Below are 20937 nucleotides of genomic sequence, written 5' to 3'. Positions count from 1 at the left end.
GCATGGAACGCAAAGCCGCCACACCGCGCCCCGACTGGCGCGAGAAGATCGAGTCCGTGGGTCTGGTGTTCTCCACGAGCACCAAGCCGGACGGAACCAAGGTGGAGTACTGGCACGAGAACGCGTACTACGAGTTCCAGATGGACGAAGTGGAACGCCTGGAACTCGTGGCCGAGGAGATGCACCGGATGTGCCTGGAGGCCGCCCGCTTCCTGGGCACCGGAGCCATGGGCGATCTGGGCATCGGGCCCCAGGCCCGCGAACTCGCCGTCGCCTCCCTCGAGGCCGGGGACCTGGACATCTACGGCCGGTTCGACTTCGCCTACGACGGCAAGGGCGGTGACGCCAAGCTGTTCGAATACAACGCGGACACCCCCACCGGTCTCATCGAGGCCTCCCTGGCGCAGTGGTACTGGCTGCAGGACGTCATGCCGGAGAAGGACCAGTGGAACGGGATCCACGAGGCGCTGATCGAGCAGTGGCGCCGCTACCAGGTCCGCACCGGGATGTCCCGGCTGCACCTGGCCCACGCGGAGGAAGAGGAGTCCGGCGAGGACTGGATGACCACGGGCTACATGCGGGACGTGGCCGAGCAGGCCGGCTGGGCCACCGTCGGCATCAACATGTCCGACATCGGCTGGAACCACGGATACCAGCGGTTCGTGGACATGGACGACTACCCCATCAGCACCATCTTCAAGCTGTATCCCTGGGAGCTCATGGCCAAGGAGCCCTTCGGCCAGTACCTCCTCCAGCGGGAACTCAACCCCCAGTGGGTGGAGCCGGCCTGGAAGATGCTGCTCTCCAACAAGGCCCTGCTCGCCGCGCTCTGGCACCTCTACCCCGGGCACCCGAATCTCCTGCCGGCGTATCTGGACTCGCCCCGCGACATGACGTCCTGGGTGGCCAAACCCCTGCACGGCCGGGAAGGCGACAACATCCGCATCCACGCCCCGGGCATCGACCTGGAGCAGCCCGGCGACTACGGGCGTGAGGGCTGGTGCTATCAGCAGTACCAGGAGCTTCCGGACTTCGACGGCAGCCACCCGGTCCTGGGTCTCTGGGTGGTGGGCGGCGAGTCCGTCGGCTGCGGCATCCGCGAGTCGGACGGGCCCGTCACGGACTTCTTCTGCCGCTTCGTGCCCAACATCATCGACGCCCCGGCGCCCACCGCCGCGGAACTGGAAGCCGAAGCCGCTCACGCGTTCACAGGAGGTGCGGCATGAGCCGTCAGGGCATCACCGACGGCGGCCGGCAGGCCACGATTGCCGTCAAGCCGAAGGGCCTCCGGGCCGGGATCCTGGACCTGGGCGATCTGACCATGCTGGGCATGGCCTCCACCGCCCCGGTCTTCGCCCTGTCCGTGACGCTGGGCCTGATCGTCTCCCGGGTGGGCGACTTCGCCCCCCTCGCACTCGTGCTGGGCTTCGCCCCCGTGCTGCTGGTGGCTCTGGCGTTCCGCGAGCTGAACGCCCGTGAACCCGATTGCGGGACCTCCTTCGCCTGGGTGCGGCGTGCGTTCGGCCCGTACAGCGGCTGGGCCGCGGGCTTCGCCACGGCCGTGGCGAGCGTGGTGGTGCTGGTGAACCTGGGCCACGTCGCCGCCCAGTACCTGTGGGCGCTGATCTCCCGGGGATCCTGGGAGGTCTCCCCCTGGCTGACCGTCCCGACCGCGCTGCTCATCATGGCCGCCATGTGCGGGGTCAACTCACTCGGCATCCGGATCGGCGAGAACGTCCAGCGAACCCTGACCTATGTGCAGTACATCGCCCTGGGCGTCCTGGCGATCGCCTTGGTGGTGGGCGTGGTCCGCGACGGCGCGTCCGAGGTCTTCCACTGGGGCTGGTTCGATCTGGGTGCGGCTCTTCAGGATCCGTCCCGGCTCTGGCAGGGCGTGCTCCTGGCCATCTTCCTCTTCTGGGGCTGGGACACCTGCTTCTCGCTCAATGAGGAGAGCGACGACCCCGCCCGCACCCCGGGCCGTGGCGCGCTGCTGTCCACGGTGGCGCTGGGCCTGATCTACCTGGCGCTGACGGTCCTGCTCATGATGTTCGCCTCGACGGACATCACGGGCATCGGCCTGGGCAATCCCGACAACTCCGGGGACGTCATGGGCGCGCTGCGTGAGACGGCTCTGGGGCCCTGGGGCTGGGTGGTGCTGCTCTCTCTGCTGGGCTCGATCCTCTCCGGCGCTCAGGCGACGGTGCTGCCCGTGACCCGGAGCCTGCTGGCCATGGGCCGCGAGGGTGCGCTGCCCGCACGGCTGGGTCGCGTGGAACCCTCCACCCAGGCTCCCCGCACGGTCTCCTGGGTGGTCTTCGGGGCCGCTGGGATCTACTACCTGGTGCTGACGTTCCTGGGCGCCAACGTCATGATCGACTCGGCCAACGCCGTGACGGTCTTCATCGCCTTCTACTACGCCATCACCGCGTTCGCCTGCGTCTGGACATTCCGGAACACGCTCCGGGATTCCGCGCGGAACCTGTGGCTGCGGGGCATCCTGCCGTTGCTCGGCGGGATTCTGCTCACGGTGGCGTTCGTGTCCGGGATCATCCAGTGGGGCAAGCCGGAGTTCTCCCAGACCTCCGCGGGAGGCGTGGGCGGAACCCTCGTGGTGGTGCTCGTGCTGGCCGTCCTGGGGATCGCGCTGCTGCTCTGGGCGCGCTTCTCCTCGGCGACCCGCGGATTCTTCAGTTCCCGGGTGTCCTGAACTCCAGCTCGAGCGTGAAGGGCTCCCCGGCGGAGTGATCCACGGGGAGCATCCGGACCGAGGCCCGCACCCACTCCCCCGACTCCGTCAGAGTGACGGGCCCGGGACGGTGCCGCGGCTCCTCCAGCCCGAGGTGATGCACGGAGGCGCGCAGCGTCACTGCGCCGTCCGGGGTCATGGGCCCGTCCAGCGGGGCGGTGACGGTGGGGCACCTCGCCTCGCCGAAGGCGGTGGTCCCGCGCATTTCCCCGACGACGACGGCGCCGCCCCCGCCCGCCGTCGTCTCACCGGCGTGTTCGGGCGCGGTCGCCGTGAGCGGCCAGAACGTGCCGTGGACACCGGGCGTGGTGGCCCAGCCGCCCTCCCGCAGGCTCCAGCCGGCACGGCGGTCGCCGGGCTCCGGCTCGGGCTCCGGCGGCAGCCAGACCCGGTGCACCCGCAGCTGGTAGCCGCCGTGCGCCGTCGTGCCGGTGGCGACCGTGAGGGGCTGCTCCGCTTCGTCCTCCGACACCGTCCAGACGGGCCGGTGGAAGCTCGCGGCCGCGGCGGCTCCTGATCCGGACCTGACCTCCAGACGGTGGATCCGGGTGCGCCAGGAGGCGCGGCCGGTGACGTCGAGGACGGCCGGATGATTGTCCACCGCCTCGGCCGGGGCCGGATCGGTGCCGCTGCCGAGGCCCTGACCGGACAGCCGCAGCGGACCGGTGTGGCTGGAATAGGCGAAGCGGCTGTAGAGGGCGTTGTCGCTCCCGGGACCGTAGTGCTTGTCGCTGCCGTGATTGGCCAGCTGGGCGATGCCGTCCGCCCCACGGTGTAGCAGGAACCCCGGGGCGGACAGAAGGACCGGCTCCTCCGGGATGCCGGGCGCTTCGCCCGTGGGGCTGTTCCAGAAGGGGCTGTCGCCCGGAAGCAGGAGCGCCAGGAACGCCTTGGAGGACCAGTACGGGGAGCCCGGGCCGGAGTAGTTCTGGATCATGGGCTCGTACGGTGCCTGCCAGCCCAGGCAGGCCACACCACCGGGGAACGCCTCGTCGGTGTCGAAGTGTCGCAGGGTGGCCGTGGCCAGGGTTCCGGCCCTCGCCAGTGATCCGGCGTCGCCGCCGGGGTCCTCCGGGCCCAGGAAGAGGGCTCCCAGAGCGAGCGGCGCGGCCGCCGCGAAGCGGTAGGTGAGGGACCGCCCGTGAAACACGGGTTCTCCGCCCCCGCCGAAGAAGGCCGGGTACTCCCGCAGGAATCGGCTCAGGCGCTCCCGGTAGCGGGGCAGCCGCCCGGCCGCCCAGGGGTGGGGCTCGCCGGCGGCACGGTCGGCCGCGAAACGGCACCAGAGCAGGGGGTACAGGTGGAGTGCCCAGCCGCAGTAGTAGTCGAAGAAGTCACCGGTCCCGCCGTTGTCCCCGTCCCGGTACCAGCCTCCACCCACGTACCAGTCCTCGATCCGGTCCAGAGCCTGCGTGATGTGATCCGGGTTGTGGTCGCGCCCCACGCCGGCCAGGAACTCGGCCACATGAGCATTGAACAGGACCCAGTTGTTGTCCCAGGGTTCAGCCGTTCCGGCGCCCTGAAGCCAGGAGGCCACCACGTCCTGTTCCTGCGGTTCCAGTCGGTCCCAGAGCCAGGGCCGGGTCAGCTGGAGTCCGATCGCCACGGAGGCGGCCTCCACCAGGGCCTGGGTCCCGCTGAGCACGGGGTTCCAGGACTCGTCGGGCAACCCGCGCGTGGCGCCCGCCAGCAGGCCGGGACGGTACCAGTCCAGGTGCCCGTGCGGATCATCGCCGCCGGAGCCCGCGACCCGGAGGGCGGCCAGGAGGAAGGTGCGGGCGAATCCTTCGAGTTCGTCGGAGCGGACCCCGGAGAACGCCGGGCGTCCGGGAAGTCTCAGCAGCGCATGGCCCGGCGAGAAGTACGGCCGCACCGCGAGAAGCTGCCGGTCCGCGAAGCCGAACCAGTACGCGCGGCGCTGCGCGGCGTCGTCGTTCACCTGTCCACTCACCCTTTCCATGCGCCGGGGAGCCCCGCCGATGGCGGCGCTGGACGGTCAGACCCCGGACAGCTCTTGACCACGCTAGGGGCGGCCCTGTTCAGTTGGAAGAAACTTCGTTCATCTGAAAGAAACTGAACACCCGAAGGGGAATCATGCACGCCGAGGAGCGGCACGCACTCATTCAGCAGGAGCTCACACTCGCCGGCAAGCTGATGGCGACCGAGTTCGCGGAGAAGGTCGGCGTGTCCGGCATGACTCTCCGGCGCGATCTGGCCACCCTGGAGCGCCGCGGCGTGCTGCGGCGTGTCCACGGCGGGGCGGTCCCCGCGGATGACGGCCTCCCGGGCGGCGCCCCAGCCTTCCGGCCGGCCGCCCCCAGCCAGCTCACGATCGGGCTCCTGGTCCCCACCTCGCAGTATTACTTCTCGCTCATCATCAAGGGAGCAGGCCGGGCCGCCCAGCAGGCGGGCGCCCGCCTGGTGCTCGGCGTGAGCGGCTATGACCCCGAGGAGGAACTGCGGCTGCTCAAGCGCTTCCTCGCCTCACCGATCGATGGCCTGCTGATCACGCCGCTGGGGGCCGACGACGGCCCCACCCCCACGCTGGAGGCGCTCTACGACGCCCGGATCCCCGTGGTCCTGGTCGAACGGCCTCTGGAGAACGTGCTGGATCCGGGGCCGTGGGACTCCGTGTTCACCGATCATGTGCGCGGCACCGAGCGGCTGGTGCGGCGCTGGGTCCAGTCCAGCGGCGGACCGGTCGCCCTCGGCATCCTGGAGGACAGCCCCAATTCTCCTCCCATCGAGGCCGGGTACCGCCGGGCTCTCGAACTCACCGGCCACTCGCCGCACGTGGTGCGGATCCCCTCCTCGGCGCATGGCCACGAGGCGCACCGTTCCGCCCTCGCCCGTCTCGCCGAGAGCTGCCGGGCCGAAGGCATCCGCGGCGTGCTGGTGCACAACGACGGCTGCGCGCTCGCCCTCACCGAGCTGTTCCTGGAGCAGGGCGTCCGGGTCCCGGAGGACGTGGAGGTGGTGGCTTACGACGACGAGATCGCCTCCCTGGGGCTCCTTCCCCTCAGCGCCGTGGCGCCGCCGAAGTTCGAGCTGGGTCACCGGGCGGCGAGCCTGTGCCTCCAGCGGGTCCGGGACGGCTTCTGCGCCCGCGAGCGCGTGGCGCTCTCCCCGCAGTTCGTGCCGCGCCAGTCCACGCGGACGCAGCTCCCGGCCGGCCTCGCGCTGTAGGGGCTGCGCTCCGGGACGGGCCCGTCGCCGAGCAGGGCGGCATCGTCTCCGCTGGTGACCTGACGGAACGCATCGTTGCTCAGATCGGGATCCTCGGGGAGGGTTGATCAGGACAGATGCGTTGTGCCCGAGACATGACAGGAGAAATTCGTGACTTCCCCACACCCGGTCCTCATCGAGGAGATCCCGGTCCCCGGCTCGGGGCCTTACGGCATCACCATCGGCCCTGACGGCGGCGTCTGGTACACCCTCGAAGGGAGCGGCGGAATCGGACGGCTGAACCCTGAGGGCACCCCGCATACCTACGATCTCGATCCCGATTGCGGTCCGACGGTGCTCACGAACGGACCCGATGGAGCTCTCTGGTTCACCGAGTACCGGGCGCACCGGATCGGGAGGATCACTACTGACGGCGCGCTGACCGAGTACCCCTTGGATGCCTGTGGCCCTTACGGTCTCACCCTCGGGCCGGATGACGCCGTCTGGTTCACCGAGACCGTGACCGACCGCATCGGGCGCCTGGCGGCGGACGGCACCCTTTCCGAATTCCCCCTGCCGTTCACCGAATGCTTCCCCTCGGCGATCACGACCGGTCCGGACGGAGCCCTGTGGTTCACCATGAACCGGGCCAATGCGATCGGACGGATGACCACCGACGGCGAGGTGGACCATTACGCGGTGCCCACCGCCGACTCCGGCCCGGTGGGCATCACCACGGGCCCGGACGGCGCCCTGTGGTTCACGGAGATCGCCGCAGGCAACATCGGCCGCATCACGACGGACGGCCGGATCACGGAATACCAGCTCCCCGACCGGACCGCCCTCCCTCACGCCATCAGCGCGGGCGACGGCCATCTGTGGTTCACCGAATGGGGCGGCAACGGGGTCGGGATCATCACCACGGGAGGGCGGATCAGCACGGTTGGGTTGAAGACTCCCGAGTCGGAGCCTCACGGACTCGCCGTCGATGCCGACGGCGAATGCTGGGTGGCACTCGAACGCGGGCTCCTGGCCCGGTTCGCCGCTGCGGCGGACACCCGCTCGGAAGGATCTCCCTCGTGACGGCATCGCCTCTTGCCCCCGGCGGGAATCAGCAGGAGACCGACCGATTGATCGCCTGGGGTGACGAGTTGCGGGAGGTGCACCAGCGGCTCCGCACAGCGCTGCAGGTCGCCCGGACCTCCTTGGAATCCGGAGCGGAGGACGGGCCTGCAAGCCGGGACATCCTGTTGTTCTGTCACGGATTCTGCACTGCTCTGACGGGTCACCATCAGGGAGAGGACCGCCGGTTGTTCCCAGCCATCGAGGAGGCACATCCGGAACTGACCGGAGTGCTGCGGAAACTGACCGAAGATCACGGCCTGATCTCCCAGCTGCTGGAAGACCTGGAATCGGCCGTGACGAGCGCTGATTCCCCGAAACACCTGGCCTCCCGCCTCGACGGCATCGCCGCCATCATGGAATCTCATTTCCAGTACGAGGAGAGGCAATTGCTGGCCATCCTCGACTCCCTCCAGCTGGATGCACCTCCTCACGACGTGCTGGGGCCGCTGTGATACCCGGAGGTCATGCCGCGGTCCGCCACGTCTCCTGCCACGGCACGCGGGTGAAGTCCGGCTGAGGGGACGCCACCTTCGGGCGTTCGCCTCTGTTCGCCTGGTTGTGCATCTGAACGTCAGAGCGTTCAGTGGAGAGCGATGAACATCTCAAGCAGCGCCCGTCCCGGCTCCTCCCCGTATCGCGTCGCCCTGGCCATGCCTGTGGCCACGGCCGGGCAGTTCTTCCCGGCCGAGGTCCTGCGGAATCTTCCGCCGGAGCTCACTCTGGTAGCCGGGACCCCGCTGACGGAGTTCACCTCCCCGGAAGCACTCGACGTCCTGTCCCAGGTGGACGGCCTGTTCACGTGCTGGGGCACGGCCTGGATCGACTCCGCCGTGCTGGACCGGGCGCCAAGGCTCCGCTCCATCCACCACGCCGCCGGGACCGTGAAGCCCCACCTGGCGCGGGAATGCTGGGAACGCGGGATCAAGGTCACCTCCGCGGCGGACGACAACGCCATCCCGGTGGCGGAGTACACCGTGGCCATGATCCTGCTGGCCAACAAGAAGGTCTTCCGGCTCAGCGGCATGCTGCACCGGGAGCGTGCGGGGGTGGACCCTCTCACCCTGTTCCCGGGCATGGGCAATCATCGCCGGCGGGTGGGGATCATCGGGGCCTCCCGGATCGGGCGGCACGCGTTGAGGCTGCTGCAGCCCTTCTCCCTGGAACTGTGCGTCGCGGACCCGTATCTGAGCGCGGCGGAGGCGGAGTCCCTGGGCGCCACGCTTCTGCCCCTGGACGAACTCGTGGCCACGAGTGACATCGTCTCCCTCCACGCGCCATCCCTGCCCAGCACGGCCGGGATGATCAGCCGGGAGCTGCTGAACACCCTCAGGCCCGGAGCAACCTTCATCAACACGGCACGGGGCGAGCTCGTGGACCAGGAAGCCCTGACCGAGCGCCTGGCCCGGGGCGACATCGACGCGATCCTCGACGTCACCACGCCCTGGGTGCTCCCGGAGGACTCACCGCTCTACGCCTTGCCGAACGTCGTCCTCACCCCGCACATCGCCGGCTCCCTGGGCACGGAGCTGGAGAGGCTGGCGGGCAGTGCCATCGCGGAAGCCGCCCGGGCTGCGCGTGGTGAGCCCCTCCTCCATGAGGTGACGCTCGCCGAGCTGGACCGCATGGCCTGAGCCGGCGTCGTCGTCCGCCTGAGCGTCGTGCGCTCAGATCCATTGCGGGTTTGGCCGCCTAGAACCCGTCGGTGCGGAGCACAGCTCGCATCATCTCCAGCAGAACCGCACCCCCGGCAGCCAGCTCGTCCTCCGAGCGCTGCGAAGAGTCCTCGAGCAACTGCACGGTCTTCTTCAAGCCGTCAAAAGCGCTCACCATCACCAGAGCAAGAGTGCGCGCCTCCACCTGAGAGGATGCCCGGCCCGAGGCTTGCGTCTGTGCGATCAGCGCGGCGACCTCATCAACCCAGGCACGGTTCAGCTCGGCCGCAGTCGCGCGGGTCTCGGGAACTTCGGCCAGATGCTGACTGAGGCGGGAGATGGCCCAGGCATCCGGGTCCTCCCGATGCAGTTCGAGCATCGCCGGCAACAGGGCCTCCAAGCGCTCCAGCCCGGGCGCCGCCGCCGCAAGACGAGTCCGCACACGCTCAAGCCAGGCGGCCTGTTTGCGCGTCAGAACCTCGACGGCCAGGGCTTCCTTACTGGCGAAGTGAAAGTAGACCGACCCCTTCGTCAGCCCGCTGGCCTCAACGATCTGCGCCATCGTGGCACGGTCATAGCCTACGGCGGCGAAGACCCCCGCTGCCGCCTCGATGATCCGGTCCCGTGAGGCCACGCCACGGCTGGTCGCGCCAGGCGGGCGGCCCACGCCTCGGCTGGACGAAGTGGGAGAGGCAGGGCTTGTCATGCCATCCAGGCTACGCTATTAATTAAACGTACCGCCCGGTCTAATTAATGAAACGAGTCATCGTGCACCCCCATTTTCAGAATCAACGCGTGCTGATCACCGGAGCTTCGTCAGGTATCGGACGGGCTTTCGCCCACCGGATCGCCCTGGACGGCGGAGACCTTGTTCTCGTCGCCCGCAGGGGTGAGGTCCTTGAGCGCCTGGCCGAAGAAATCCGTTCGCAGACCGGCGCCGATGTGCAGTGCGTCCCTGCCGACTTGAGCACTCCCGGCGCGGCCGACGCGCTCGTCCAGACCTTGCGCAGCAAGGACCTCGTGATCGATGGTCTGATCAACAACGCGGGGCTCGGCCTGCACGGCGACCTCGGCGCGAGCGATCCCGCGCTCGCATCGACTCAGATCGCGGTGAACGTCACGGCCCTCACCGAACTCACGGCCCGCCTTCTGCCGGGAATGCTGAGCCGACGCACCGGGACGATCATCAACATCGCCAGCACGGCGGCGTTCCAGCCGGTCCCTCATATGGCTGTCTATGCGGCGACGAAAAGCTACGTCCTGTCCTTCAGCCGGGCACTCTGGGAGGAAACACGCGGAACGGGCGTCCGCGTGCTGGCGGTGTGCCCGGGAGCCACGGACACCGCGTTCTTCGACGTGGCCGGGGAGAATGCGTCAGTGGGCAAGCGGCGCACCCCCGAGAATGTCGTCCACGCCGCGCTGAAGGCACTTCGCTCCGACCGACCCGACATCGTCGATGGAACGGCGAACTCTCTCCTCGCCGCGTTGGCCGCCCGGATGCCCTCCAGGTTTGCCATCGCCCTGGCTGAACGGTCAGTCAGGCCGGCGGCGCCTCATCCGCAGAGCGCGTGAAACGCAAGCATCCTCGGGCTGGATCCTCCGCTCCTCCGTTGTGCGCTCAGTTGTCGCGGGTGTTTCCGCCAAAGACCCGCGACAACTGAGCACACAGGGGAAGGAAAGTCAGCCTTCAGGTGCACCCACATCTCCACCCCCACTCCGAGGCGCGCTCCAGGGGTCGCGAATAAGCTGGGCTTCGTGAGCACTGTGCAGACCCTCGATGACCGTCCCGGCGTGCCCCTGACCGGCCTGACGACCGCGCAAGTGGCCGAACGCGTGGCGGCCGGCGCCGTCAACCGGACCGAGGACTCCACCGGACGCAGCACGTGGCAGATCGTCCGGGCCAACGTCTTCACCCGGATCAACGCGATCTTCGCCGTCCTGGCCGCGATCGTGGTGTCCACCGGATACTTCATCGACGCGGCGTTCGGCCTCCTGATCATTGCGAACAGCGTCGTCGGCATCATCCAGGAGATCCGGGCCAAGCGCACCCTGGACCGTCTGGCGATCGTCGGGCAGGCCAAGCCCCGCGTTCGCCGTGACGGCACCGGTCAGGACATCGCCCCCGAGGACGTGGTCCGGGACGATCTGATCGAGATCGGCCCCGGCGACCAGGTCATGGTGGACGGCGAAGTCCTCGAAGCCTCCGGCCTGGAAGTGGACGAATCCCTGCTCACTGGCGAATCGGACGCCCTCGTCAAAGCCCCCGGGGACGAGGTCCTCTCCGGCAGTTTCGTGTCCTCCGGCACCGGCCTGTACCGGGCCACCAAGGTCGGCTCCGAAGCCTACGCCGCCAGGCTCTCCGCGGAAGCCAGCAAGTTCACCCTGGTGAACTCGGAACTGCGCAACGGCATCAACAAGATCCTCAAGGTCATCACCTGGCTGCTCCTCCCCGCCGGCGCACTCTCCATCTACAACCAGCTCTCCGGGAACCAGGCCCTGCCGGACGCGCTGCGCGGCATGGTCGCGGCCCTGGTCCCCATGGTCCCGGAGGGCCTGGTGCTCATGACCACCATCGCCTTCGCCGTGGGCGTCATCCGCCTGGGCCGCCGCCAGTGCCTGGTCAACGAACTGCCCGCCATCGAGGGCCTGGCCCGCGTGGACGTGGTGTGCGCGGACAAGACGGGCACGCTCACGGAGAACGCCATGCGGCTGGGTTCCGTCGAGGTGCCGGGAACACTCCCCGCGGACGACGACGCCACCACCCCCGGCGCCGACGGAGCCGCCCGCCAGCTGGCCGCCTCAGCCCTGGCGGCGCTGGCGGCGAGCGACCCGCGGCCCAACGCCTCCATGGAGGCCATCCGTGAGGCCTACCCGACGGCCCCGGCCTGGGAGGTCGCCGAGACCCTGCCCTTCGCCTCCAGCCGGAAGTACAGCGGCGCCACCTTCCACGGCGACGCGGCCGCGGACGCCTCCGGCAGCTGGCTCCTCGGTGCTCCGGACGTCCTCCTGGACGCCGCCGAAGCCGCGGGCGTGGCCGGGCTGGAACTCTGGCGGCGGGAGACGGACCGCTTCGGCTCCACCGGCCTGCGCGTGCTGCTGCTGGCCCGTGCCCGCGAGCTGGACTCCACCACGTTCCTGGCTCCCGCCGCCCTCGTGGTCCTGGAACAGAAGGTCCGCGCCGAGGCCCCCGCGACCCTGGAGTACTTCGCAGGACAGCACGTGGAGGTCAAGGTGATCTCCGGGGACAACGCCGATTCCGTCGGCGCCGTGGCCCGTTCCCTGCATCTGGCCGGCGCGGAGCGCACCGTGGACGCCCGGACCCTCCCCGCAGACCCGGACGCCCTGGCCGACGAAGTGACGAGCGGGACCGTCTTCGGGCGCGTCACCCCGGATCAGAAGCGGGCCATGGTCAAGGCCCTCCAGTCCAAGGGACACACCGTGGCCATGACCGGCGACGGCGTCAATGACGTGCTGGCCCTCAAGGACGCGGACATCGGGGTCGCCATGGGTGCGGGCAGCCCCGCCACCCGGGCCGTGGCCCAGATCGTGCTGCTGGACAACTCCTTCGCGACCCTGCCGCACGTGGTGGCCGAGGGGCGGCGGGTGATCGGCAACATCGAGCGCGTCGCCACCCTGTTCCTGACCAAGACGGTCTACTCCGTGCTGCTGGCCATTCTGGTGGGACTGCCCGGGCTGATCGGCCTGGATCAGGTGCCGTACCCGTTCCTGCCCCGCCATGTCACCATCGTGGGGTGGTTCACGATCGGCCTGCCCGCCTTCGTCCTCTCCCTGGCGCCCAACCATGACCGGGCACAGCCGGGTTTCGCCTCCCGGGTGCTGCGGCGGGCGCTGCCGGCCGGCGTCGTGGTCGGCATCGCGGCATTCGTGTCCTATCTGATGGTCCGCGGCGATGCCGTGCCGCAGGCGCAGAGTTCGACCGCGGCGCTGCTGACCCTCATGACCATCGCCCTGTGGGTGCTGGCGATCGTGGCCCGGCCGTACACCTGGTGGAAGGCGCTGCTGCTGGCCGCCATGATCGGCGGGACCGTGGCGATGTTCGCCTTCCCCGGCGCACGTTCGGTGCTCCAGCTGGAGATCGGGGGCCCGGCGCAGCTCTGGACGGCGTTCGGAGTGGCGGCCGTGGGCATCGTGCTGGTCGAGATCGCCTGGTGGTTCGGCGTTGTGGCCCGTATCCACCTCGGATACGGGCCACAACTGGCGGTTCGCGTGCTGAGAGGGGCACCGCGCAGTTCTGTTCGGGTGGTTGCCGGAAGATGTACAGACAAGTCACCGTGGGTTCACCGGGACCTTCTAGCGTGGGAGGTCCCAACCCCTCACGGAAGGCATTCGCATGACGTCGCTACCTCCCGCTTCCCCGGACGACAACACCTCCCCCGATACCCCGGGCCTCTCCCGCCGCGGCTTCCTGGGCGCCACCGCCGCCGCCACCGCGCTGGCCGCCGCGGGCTCCCTCCTGCCGCCGTCGGTGCAGGCCGCCATGGCCCGACCCGTCCGCCCGGGTGGCTTGCAGTCGATCAAGCACGTGGTGATCCTGATGCAGGAGAACCGCTCCTTCGACCACTACTTCGGCTCGCTGCGCGGCGTCCGCGGCTACGGCGACCGCTCCATCACCCGCCTGCCCAGCGGGAAGAGCATGTATGAACAAGCCCGCCCCACCGGCGAGACGGTCCTGCCGTTCTCCCTCCGCAAGGCCGCGGAGCTGGCCGGCCGGCCGGATTCGGACATCCAGTACCTCGGCGCGCTGGACCACTCCTTCGCCGGCACCACCAAGGCCTGGAACAACGGCTGGTGTGATCAGTGGATCCCCGCGAAGGGCCCGTCCACCATGACGTTCTACGAGCGCGCGGACATCCCCCTGCAGTACGAGCTCGCGGACACGTTCACCATCTGCGACGCCTATCACTGCTCCGTGAACGGCTCCACCAACCCCAACCGCACCTACCTCTGGAGCGGCACCACGGGTTACGAACCCGGTTCCACGCAGCGCGCCGTCACCAACGCGGCGTACGACTACGCTCATGGCGGCTACGACTGGACCACGTACCCCGAACGCCTCGAAAACGCCGGGGTGTCCTGGCGGATCTACCAGGACTGGGACAACTTCACGGACAACGCCGTGGAATACTTCCAGACCTTCAAGAGAATCGGGCACACCATGCTCGCGACCGTTGACGGGAACTTCCGCACCACCGAGGAGTTCTACGACTCCCTGCACGGCAAAATCCCCGCCGAGCAGGACCGCCTGCTCGCGCAGCTGGAGGCCGGCCGTGCCCGCCTGAGCAAGGCGGACCAGGCCCTGTTCGACAAGGCCATGCACCGCGGACGGCCGGACACGCTGCTGGAACGCTTCGCCTCGGACATCACCGGCGGCACGCTCCCGCAGGTCAGCTGGCTGGTCCCGTCCGCCGCCGACTCGGAGCACCCCAGTTCCTCCACCCCCGTCGGCAGCGCCAACTTCGTCTACCGGATGCTGGACATCGTCGCGAGCAACCCGGAGACCTGGGACAGCACCGCGATCTTCCTGAACTTCGATGAGAACGACGGCTACTTCGACCACGTCCCGCCGCCCGTCCAGCCCCGCCCGGCCTCGGGCGAATCGACCGACTGGACCACCGCACGCCCCATCGGCCTGGGCCCGCGCGTGCCCATGACCGTGGTCTCCCCCTGGACCATCGGCGGGCACGTCAGCTCCGAGATCTTCGACCACACCTCCGTGCTGCGGTTCCTGGAGCGCTGGACGGATGTGCAGGAGCCGAACATCTCCGCCTGGCGGCGCGAGGTCTGCGGCGATCTCACCGGTGTCTTCGACTTCACGGCGGGCGGGACCCCGCCCCAGCTCGACCACCCGGCGCCCGTTCCGGCTGCGGTCGGCCGCTGGCACCCGGTTCCCCCGGTGGCTCAGGTGGCTCCGATCCAGGAGCGCGGCGCCCGGCCGGCGCGGGCGCTCCCCTACCGCCCGAGGGTCTCCGCTTCCCTGCACGACGACGGCGTCGAACTGTCACTGCGCAACACCGGGACCCGCTCCACGCACTTCACCGTGTACGGCTACGCGGGCGAAGTCACCGAGCCGCGGCACGTGGACGTGAAGTCCGCGGAGACCGTCCGCCTTCCCGCGCCGAACGGCAAGGTCGACCTGATCGTGACCGGCCCGAACCGCTTCCAGTACGAGCTCAAGGGCACGACGGCGGGCGCCGCGGCCGGCGTCGACGTCGCCGTGGATCGCCGCACGGGCGACTCGCTGCACCTGGAGCTGCGGAACAACGGCACCGCGGTCGTGACGCTGCGGCTGACCTCGCTGCAGTACCGGGACCGGGCCACCACGGTGCGCCTCAAGCCGGGGGCCCGCAAGTCGCTCGGCTGGGAGACGAAGAACGGCTGGTACGACGTGGAGATCACGGCCGAGCAGGACCCGACCTTCCGCCGTCGTCTGACCGGTTGTGAGGAGAACGGCCGGCCGGGCATCTCAGGCTAGCCCCGCTCCTCCGCGTGAGATGCCAGGTGAGCGCGGTGTCCCCGGTGAGGGGGCACCGCGCTCGCCTGGCGTTTCGCTTTTTGGACGGATCCAGAGATCTGATTCGACAGGGCTTCAGCCCATGCTCCGGGCTCGTCCGATGAGGCCCTGCACGTACAGCGCCCGACGGAGAATCTCGGCACGCTCAGCGGCTGAATGCACCGGCACCTGTTCGGTGTACGAGTAGCCGCCGCACTGGATATGAACGGCCACGAAGCCACTGACGCGCGTCTCTTTGGCGAAGAGGAACAGCAGGCTCAGAAGGAAGAACCAGATGAAGAGGACGACCATCACGATCGCCCAGGCCGGGGTATGCGTGGTGGTCGATGTCTGGTCGGTTGTGGTCACATTGACCTGAGCAAGGGGCCAGGTGCCTGCCGGGGTCACCACTGCTTGGTCGGTGACATGCACATTCCCGATGCTGACAAGATGCACCGGCTCCTGCATCGGCGGCCCCTGCGGCTGCATTTCCATACTCATGGTCCTGGTCATCCTCTCGAGATTCGGCTCTTCCACAGGACGGACTGGCATTCCTGGGGTGCACACCGCTGAGACTTCCCCGACTTCGGCATTCGAAAGGTTCTGAAGCGCGGCACAGCGTCGAGAGTATCTGTGGCAGCCTGGCCGGGCTTTCCAGAATTCTCCGGACTGTCAGTACCGGTGACAGACCAGTTGCACGGGGTTGTGGAGGTGTCGCGAAGAAGGATGCTGACCCTTCGAAATCCGATCCGCCCTACGGGCAAGCTCACGGTCACGGAACCTCGGTGCTGGGGAATTCGCTCTGCGTCGCCCCGCATGTCCGACATTTGCATATTCGTCTCGCGTTTACCCGGATGCCATGAAATCGTCACCATCCGCCGGTTGTGTGGTTCTGCCCATCGAAGCTCCGCGGGGAGTGATCGAACCTTCCGGAAGCGTAGAGGTGTATGTGACGACTGCAGCGAATTCGACGGACCGCGCGTGGACTGCCCCATCGCGTCTCAGCGTTCGCCGACATCACCTCAAGGGACTCTCGGTTTGCCCGAATATCTCAGCAAGCGGGAGGCCTCAGTGATCGGAGTCGGCGGCCTCGCCATCGTCCTGAGCCTCGGATCGGCCGTGGCCGCCGCTGTGGAGAAGATCTGGCACCGGTCGAATCTGCGGGAGGTGGCCGTTACCGAGGGATACACGTTCGTCTTCCAACTCGCGTGCTTCGCCCTGTCGATTCCGCTGGGGATCATCGGCGCACTGAGGAGTCACCTGTCCTGGGAGTCCTTCGTGGCTTCCGCCGTCGCCGGTCTTTTCTGGGGCGCATACGCTTGGTTCAGCAACCGTGCAGACGCGAAGTTGGAAGTCGCCATCTCCACGACAGTCAGCCGATTCCGGATATTCCTGACCTGGGGCTTTGGGATCTTCGTGCTGAGTGAACAATCGAAACCTCTGCAACTCGTGGGAGGTATCCTCGTTGCCGTGGCTCCGGCGCTCGTCTATGTGACCGGCCGCGGCCAGAAGAAGCCGTCCCTCCTCGGCTTGGGCTATGCCATCGGCGGTTCGGTGTGTTCGGTCTGCGCGATGTTGTGTGACAAAGTCGCGATCGATCATGGTTTTGATCCATTGCTCACGACCTGCGTGTCCTTCGGCAATGGGGCCTTGCTCATGGTTCCGCTGGCCTTCCGCGTCCGAAATTCAGGAAAGGGGCTCAGCTTGCCGGTCAGCATCCGGCGACTGGTAGTGCTCGCCTGTGTCAGTGTCTTCAGCTACATCTTGCTGATGGTCGCATTCCAGCACGGCGAATACAGCATCGTGATGCCCGTCTACTACGTATCGCCGGTCATTGCGACCATTCTTGCGATGATTTTCCTGCGAGAACGGGACTCTGCGGTCACGAGGCTGCTTGCTGTTTGTGTCGCGCGTTCCTCTTCGGGGGCGCGGCGCTCGACCGGCGTCCTGTGCAGCGAGGGGCAGAAAATCCGCCTCAGGCCGGCAGCCCCGTGGTCGACGTGACGTGGTCCGGGATCTCCCCCTCATAGTCCCCCGTGCTCAACGTGCCGGTCGGTTCGAACAGCATGATCGTCGCCCCTTCCGACGACTGAGGGCAGTGCATGACTCCTCGCGGGACGACGAAGACATCGTTCCGCTCGAGATGCACGGCGTGTTCCTCTCCCGACTCCCGGAGGTGGATATCGAGGGCGCCGTCCAGCACGATGAACAACTCGTCCGTGTCCGGGTGAGCGTGCCAGACGAACGATCCTTCGACCTTGGCCAGACGGACATCCCAGTCGTTGACGTGCGTGAGGATTCGGGGGCTCCACAGCTCCTGGAAGGAGCCGAGGACGGTGTCGATGTTGACGCTCTGATGCTTCATGTCTTCCATCGTCCAGATTGCTGAACGCAGGAGAAAGTGCAATAAATGGCGCATGTCGCAACAATTCTCTCGACCGGAAACCGTGGTCGCCTTAGTCGACGAGGGATCGAACCCCTTCGAACTCGCGTGTCTCACCGAAGTCCTGGGAATCGACCGCCCCGAGGTCGGCGGCCTGCTTTATGATTTCCGGCTGTGCTCCGCGCATCAGACGGTCCGGATGCGCCAGGGATTTTTCAGAATGTCCGGCATCGCGGATCTCGCAGCCCTCGACGACGCGACGACCGTCATCGTGCCCAACCGCCCCGACACGTCGATGCCCCACCATCCCGAGGTGCTCAGCGCGATCGCCCGGGCTCATGAGCGGGGTGCACGCCTGCTGGGCATGTGCAGCGGCGCCTTCACACTGGCGGAGGCAGGCGTGCTGACAGGTCGCCGCGCGACGGTTCACTGGCAGTGGGCTGACGAGTTCCGCACCCGTTACCCGCTGGTCGACCTCGACGAAGCGGTCCTCTTCGTCGACGACGGCGACATCCTCACCTCGGCCGGCAGCGCGGCCGCACTCGACCTGGCGCTGCATGTCATCCGGAAAGACCACGGAGCGGACGTCGCGTCCGCCGTCGCACGTCGGCTGGTCTTCCCGGGCCACCGGCCCGGAGGGCAGCAGCAGTTCATCGACCGCCCGATCCCCAAAGAAGCCGAAAGTGATCTGGCGACGGCTCTCGACTGGGCTGAACGGCATGCGACCGAAGCGATCACGGTTTCCGACGTCGCCTCCCGCGCCTCCCTGAGCGTCGCGACGCTCCACCGTCGCTTCAGAGCAGAACTCGGCTGCACACCGCTCCAATGGCTGAGTGCCATCAGACTGGAGCACGCCCGCCGGCTGCTCGAACAGACCGACTATTCGGTGGACCAGGTCGCGGACCGAAGTGGGCTGGGGACGACCGCCAACCTCCGCAAACACCTTGCCGCGCAGACCGGGCTCACTCCCACGGCCTATCGTCGGACCTTCGAATCCCGGCCGGGACCGGGCGGAAATTCAAAGAGGGCGTAAGGACTCGAGGACCTCTCAGCGACCGCGGCGACACTGAGAGGCCACAGTTCCGGCCCCCAGGCAACCCCGTATTTCCGCAGGTGAGGCAGCATTGCGGGTGCTGCTCGAGGCCACATTCGGACCTCAAGATCAACGTTGTGTTTTGAAAATCGGCTCGTCATAGTTGTTCGCGGACAGAGAGCGGGAGGTTCGATGAGCGAGCAATGGGACGCGACGAGACAGATGGCCGAAGAACAGTCAGCGGTGGACGAGATGTTCGAGATTGTCGACGCGGAAGTGACCGAGAAACGTTTCGCGATGAAAAGGGTGCTGGCTGACTCATCAAGCGACACGAGCGACCGCTTCCTCCGCGATGTGGAAGCCGCCCGGCTGACCGAGAGTATCGCCAAACTGACGGCGGCCGAATCGTCGCTCTGTTTCGGCCGAATCGACTTTTCGGACGGCGGCACGCCCCTGCACATCGGCAGGCTGGGGCTGCGCCACGACTCCGGCGAACCGGCATTGATCGATTGGCGGGCCGCAGCGGCTGCACCGTTCTATTCGGCGACCTTGGCCACTCCGATGGGTGTGCGTAGGCGACGCCATATCCGATTGAAGAGGCGCCTCGTGCTCGACCTGACGGACGAGATCCTGGATGGCACCGCACCACTTGACGAGGACCTGGTGGGCGATGGTCCGCTGGTCGCAGCGTTGAGCTCGGCCAGGACCGGTCGGATGCAGGAAGCGGCGGGGACCTTGCAGAAAGAGCAGGATCGAATCGTCCGCTCATCTCATCGCGGAATCACGGTGGTGGACGGCGGCCCAGGCACCGGAAAAACGGTCGTGGCGTTGCATCGGGCAGCCTATGTTCTCTACGCCTTTCCCGAAATCGCGGATCGCGGCGTACTCGTTTTCGGTCCGAACCGACGCTTCCTTTCCTACATTTCTGGCGTCCTTCCCTCTTTGGGCGAGAACGACGTGCACCTGGCAACCATGAGTGATCTGCTGTCTGTTGACGCCACCCGGACCGAACCTGACCGTCTTGCGCGGCTCAAGGGTGATGCCGCACTGGCCGACGCGTTGGCCCGCCGGGTGCAGCAGCACCAACCACACGGTGTGCCACTCACTCTGCGCGCCGGGGCCGACACAGTCGTCCTCGACGCGGTGCAGGTCGACACCGCCCGGCGCCAGGCGCTGGACGGCGGTGCCGGCCACAACCAAGGCCGCGACGTGTTCATCGAGTACATCGTCGACGCCGTGGTCCGTGAGCTGGAGATCCGCATGGCCAAGGAGGAATCCGAGTTCGAAGAGGAACTCCAATCGCTTCTCGGAATCGACCTTGACCGTTTCACCGGCACCGCTGGCCAGGTGAACGCTGACGTGGCCGACCGGGAAAGGGGAATCGACTGGGACCTCGTCCGTGACGATCTGCTGGAGGACCCGGTCATCGATCAAACCATCGCGCAGGTGTGGCCCCGGCTGGATGCCGGTGACGTTCTGCGCGGTTTGCTCAGCGACTCCACCGCTCTGGCAAGAGCACTTCCGCCTGTCGATCACGCCGACATCTCCAAGCTGTTCATCTCAGCTTCCGATCCCTGGAGCCAAGCTGACCTCGCACTTCTCGATGAAGCTCACGCACTCATCGATGGTCCCCCGGAACAGACCTTCGGGCACATCGTCGTCGATGAGGCGCAGCAGCTCTCCCCGATGCAGTGGCGAACCCTCATGCGGCGATGCCCTGGCCGTTCGATGACGATCGTGGGTGATCTGGCGCAGGCCGGTCCCACCACGCCACCAGCTCAAGCGTGGAGCGACGTGCTGGCGCCCTTTGTCGAGGAACGGTTTTCGCACCATCGGCTGAGCGTGAACTACCGTACGACCGCGGAAATCCTGCAGTCGACAGAGCATCTGCTTGCCAAGATCGCTCCCGATCAGCGCCTCTCCCGTTCGCTCCGCCATGGGGAGTCCCCTCGAACGGTTGTGACTGCGCCTCACCACGTCCGACAGACCCTCGGCACTCTCACGGCGGAAGTTGAGCGCAAACACCCCGGCGAATTGATCGGCATCATCTGCCCAACTGACCACATGCCGATGCTCGCCGAATACGCCACGGAGTTGAACGTCTCCATCATCCCGGCTCCCGAAGCACGCGGCCTCGAATTCGACACCGTGATCATCCTCGATCCGGACCGAATCCAGAAGGCTGGCGACGCTGGGCTGAGGGACCTCTACGTCGCTCAGACCCGGGCGACCAAACGCCTGATCAGCGTACGGATCGACGAGCATTCGCTCTGAACGCATGCTCGGCCGGTCGCGATCGGCGCCGCACGACACTCATCG

At 67.6% G+C, this 20937-nt stretch carries 15 protein-coding genes and 1 pseudogene; 12 read left to right on the top strand and 4 right to left on the bottom strand.

The genetic code is table 11. The features are described from left to right. The first annotated feature begins 2 nt into the window (after positions 1 to 2). Complete coding sequence (locus tag AB4Y75_RS01610) at positions 3 to 1226, top strand: glutathionylspermidine synthase family protein (protein ID WP_441434172.1); 1224 nt, start codon at positions 3 to 5, stop codon at positions 1224 to 1226. Further along, positions 1223 to 2710 (top strand): APC family permease, encoded by a 1488-nt coding sequence (locus tag AB4Y75_RS01605; protein WP_441434171.1) that lies wholly within the window; start codon positions 1223 to 1225, stop codon positions 2708 to 2710. Before AB4Y75_RS01610 ends, AB4Y75_RS01605 begins: the two co-directional genes overlap by 4 nt. Here the strand turns inward: AB4Y75_RS01605 and AB4Y75_RS01600 are convergent. Next, entirely contained in the window at positions 2691 to 4700 is a 2010-nt protein-coding gene (locus tag AB4Y75_RS01600; RefSeq protein WP_441434170.1) for a DUF2264 domain-containing protein, read from the bottom strand. The two genes, AB4Y75_RS01605 and AB4Y75_RS01600, sit on opposite strands and share 20 nt — an antisense overlap. 143 nt (positions 4701 to 4843) lie before the next feature. On the opposite strand from AB4Y75_RS01600, the gene AB4Y75_RS01595 reads away from it, so the two are divergent. The 4 genes from AB4Y75_RS01595 to AB4Y75_RS01580 all read left to right on the top strand — a co-directional run bounded on the left by AB4Y75_RS01595 (position 4844) and on the right by AB4Y75_RS01580 (position 8670). Next, entirely contained in the window at positions 4844 to 5935 is a 1092-nt protein-coding gene (locus tag AB4Y75_RS01595; protein ID WP_441434169.1) for a substrate-binding domain-containing protein, read from the top strand. Between the two features lie 150 nt (positions 5936 to 6085). Continuing rightward, on the top strand, positions 6086 to 6997 hold the full coding sequence (locus AB4Y75_RS01590) for a Vgb family protein (RefSeq protein ID WP_441434168.1): 912 nt from the start codon (positions 6086 to 6088) through the stop codon (positions 6995 to 6997). Beyond that, positions 6994 to 7491, top strand: a complete 498-nt coding sequence (locus AB4Y75_RS01585) for a hemerythrin domain-containing protein (protein WP_441434167.1) — start codon at positions 6994 to 6996, stop codon at positions 7489 to 7491. The genes AB4Y75_RS01590 and AB4Y75_RS01585 overlap by 4 nt, the downstream gene beginning before the upstream one ends. Before the next feature lie 141 nt (positions 7492 to 7632). Then, positions 7633 to 8670: a hydroxyacid dehydrogenase gene (locus AB4Y75_RS01580; protein ID WP_441434166.1), complete on the top strand. Its 1038-nt coding sequence runs from the start codon at positions 7633 to 7635 to the stop codon at positions 8668 to 8670. A 58-nt stretch (positions 8671 to 8728) separates the two neighbouring features. Here the strand turns inward: AB4Y75_RS01580 and AB4Y75_RS01575 are convergent, their stop codons facing one another. Further along, positions 8729 to 9397 carry a TetR family transcriptional regulator gene (locus AB4Y75_RS01575; RefSeq protein WP_441434165.1) on the bottom strand — a complete coding sequence of 223 codons (669 nt, stop codon included), beginning with the start codon at positions 9395 to 9397 and terminating at the stop codon, positions 8729 to 8731. An 89-nt stretch (positions 9398 to 9486) separates the two neighbouring features. Between AB4Y75_RS01575 and AB4Y75_RS01570 the strand changes: the two genes are divergently transcribed. The 3 genes and pseudogenes from AB4Y75_RS01570 (at position 9487) to AB4Y75_RS01560 (ending at position 15184) form a co-directional block, all read left to right on the top strand. Then, positions 9487 to 10263 carry an SDR family NAD(P)-dependent oxidoreductase gene (locus AB4Y75_RS01570; protein ID WP_441434164.1) on the top strand — a complete coding sequence of 259 codons (777 nt, stop codon included), beginning with the start codon at positions 9487 to 9489 and terminating at the stop codon, positions 10261 to 10263. Between the two features lie 183 nt (positions 10264 to 10446). Beyond that, positions 10447 to 12360, top strand: a pseudogene (locus AB4Y75_RS01565) (HAD-IC family P-type ATPase); the annotation flags it as partial. Between the two features lie 682 nt (positions 12361 to 13042). Further along, on the top strand, positions 13043 to 15184 hold the full coding sequence (locus tag AB4Y75_RS01560; RefSeq protein WP_441434163.1) for a phosphocholine-specific phospholipase C: 2142 nt from the start codon (positions 13043 to 13045) through the stop codon (positions 15182 to 15184). A gap of 114 nt (positions 15185 to 15298) precedes the next feature. Here AB4Y75_RS01560 and AB4Y75_RS01555 read toward each other — a convergent pair whose 3' ends face one another. Continuing rightward, positions 15299 to 15703, bottom strand: coding sequence for a hypothetical protein (locus tag AB4Y75_RS01555; protein ID WP_441434162.1), 405 nt, complete (start codon positions 15701 to 15703; stop codon positions 15299 to 15301). 537 nt (positions 15704 to 16240) lie between these two features. Between AB4Y75_RS01555 and AB4Y75_RS01550 the strand changes: the two genes are divergently transcribed. After that, positions 16241 to 17206 (top strand): EamA family transporter, encoded by a 966-nt coding sequence (locus AB4Y75_RS01550; protein WP_441434161.1) that lies wholly within the window; start codon positions 16241 to 16243, stop codon positions 17204 to 17206. Here the strand turns inward: AB4Y75_RS01550 and AB4Y75_RS01545 are convergent. Continuing rightward, a complete protein-coding gene (locus tag AB4Y75_RS01545; protein WP_441434160.1) occupies positions 17178 to 17567 on the bottom strand; it encodes a cupin domain-containing protein in 390 nt (129 codons plus the stop codon). The genes AB4Y75_RS01550 and AB4Y75_RS01545 overlap by 29 nt on opposite strands. On the opposite strand from AB4Y75_RS01545, the gene AB4Y75_RS01540 reads away from it, so the two are divergent. Continuing rightward, positions 17566 to 18618, top strand: coding sequence for a GlxA family transcriptional regulator (locus AB4Y75_RS01540; protein WP_441434159.1), 1053 nt, complete (start codon positions 17566 to 17568; stop codon positions 18616 to 18618). The genes AB4Y75_RS01545 and AB4Y75_RS01540 overlap by 2 nt on opposite strands. A gap of 192 nt (positions 18619 to 18810) precedes the next feature. Beyond that, positions 18811 to 20892, top strand: a complete 2082-nt coding sequence (locus AB4Y75_RS01535) for a HelD family protein (RefSeq protein ID WP_441434158.1) — start codon at positions 18811 to 18813, stop codon at positions 20890 to 20892. Positions 20893 to 20937 lie beyond the last annotated feature (45 nt).

The organism is Arthrobacter sp. RAF14 (genome assembly GCF_052114185.1).
Taxonomy (GTDB): Bacteria; Actinomycetota; Actinomycetes; order Actinomycetales; family Micrococcaceae; genus Arthrobacter_E.
Note: the sequence above shows the minus strand (reverse complement) of the source record. Positions and strands in the feature narration are given on the sequence as shown.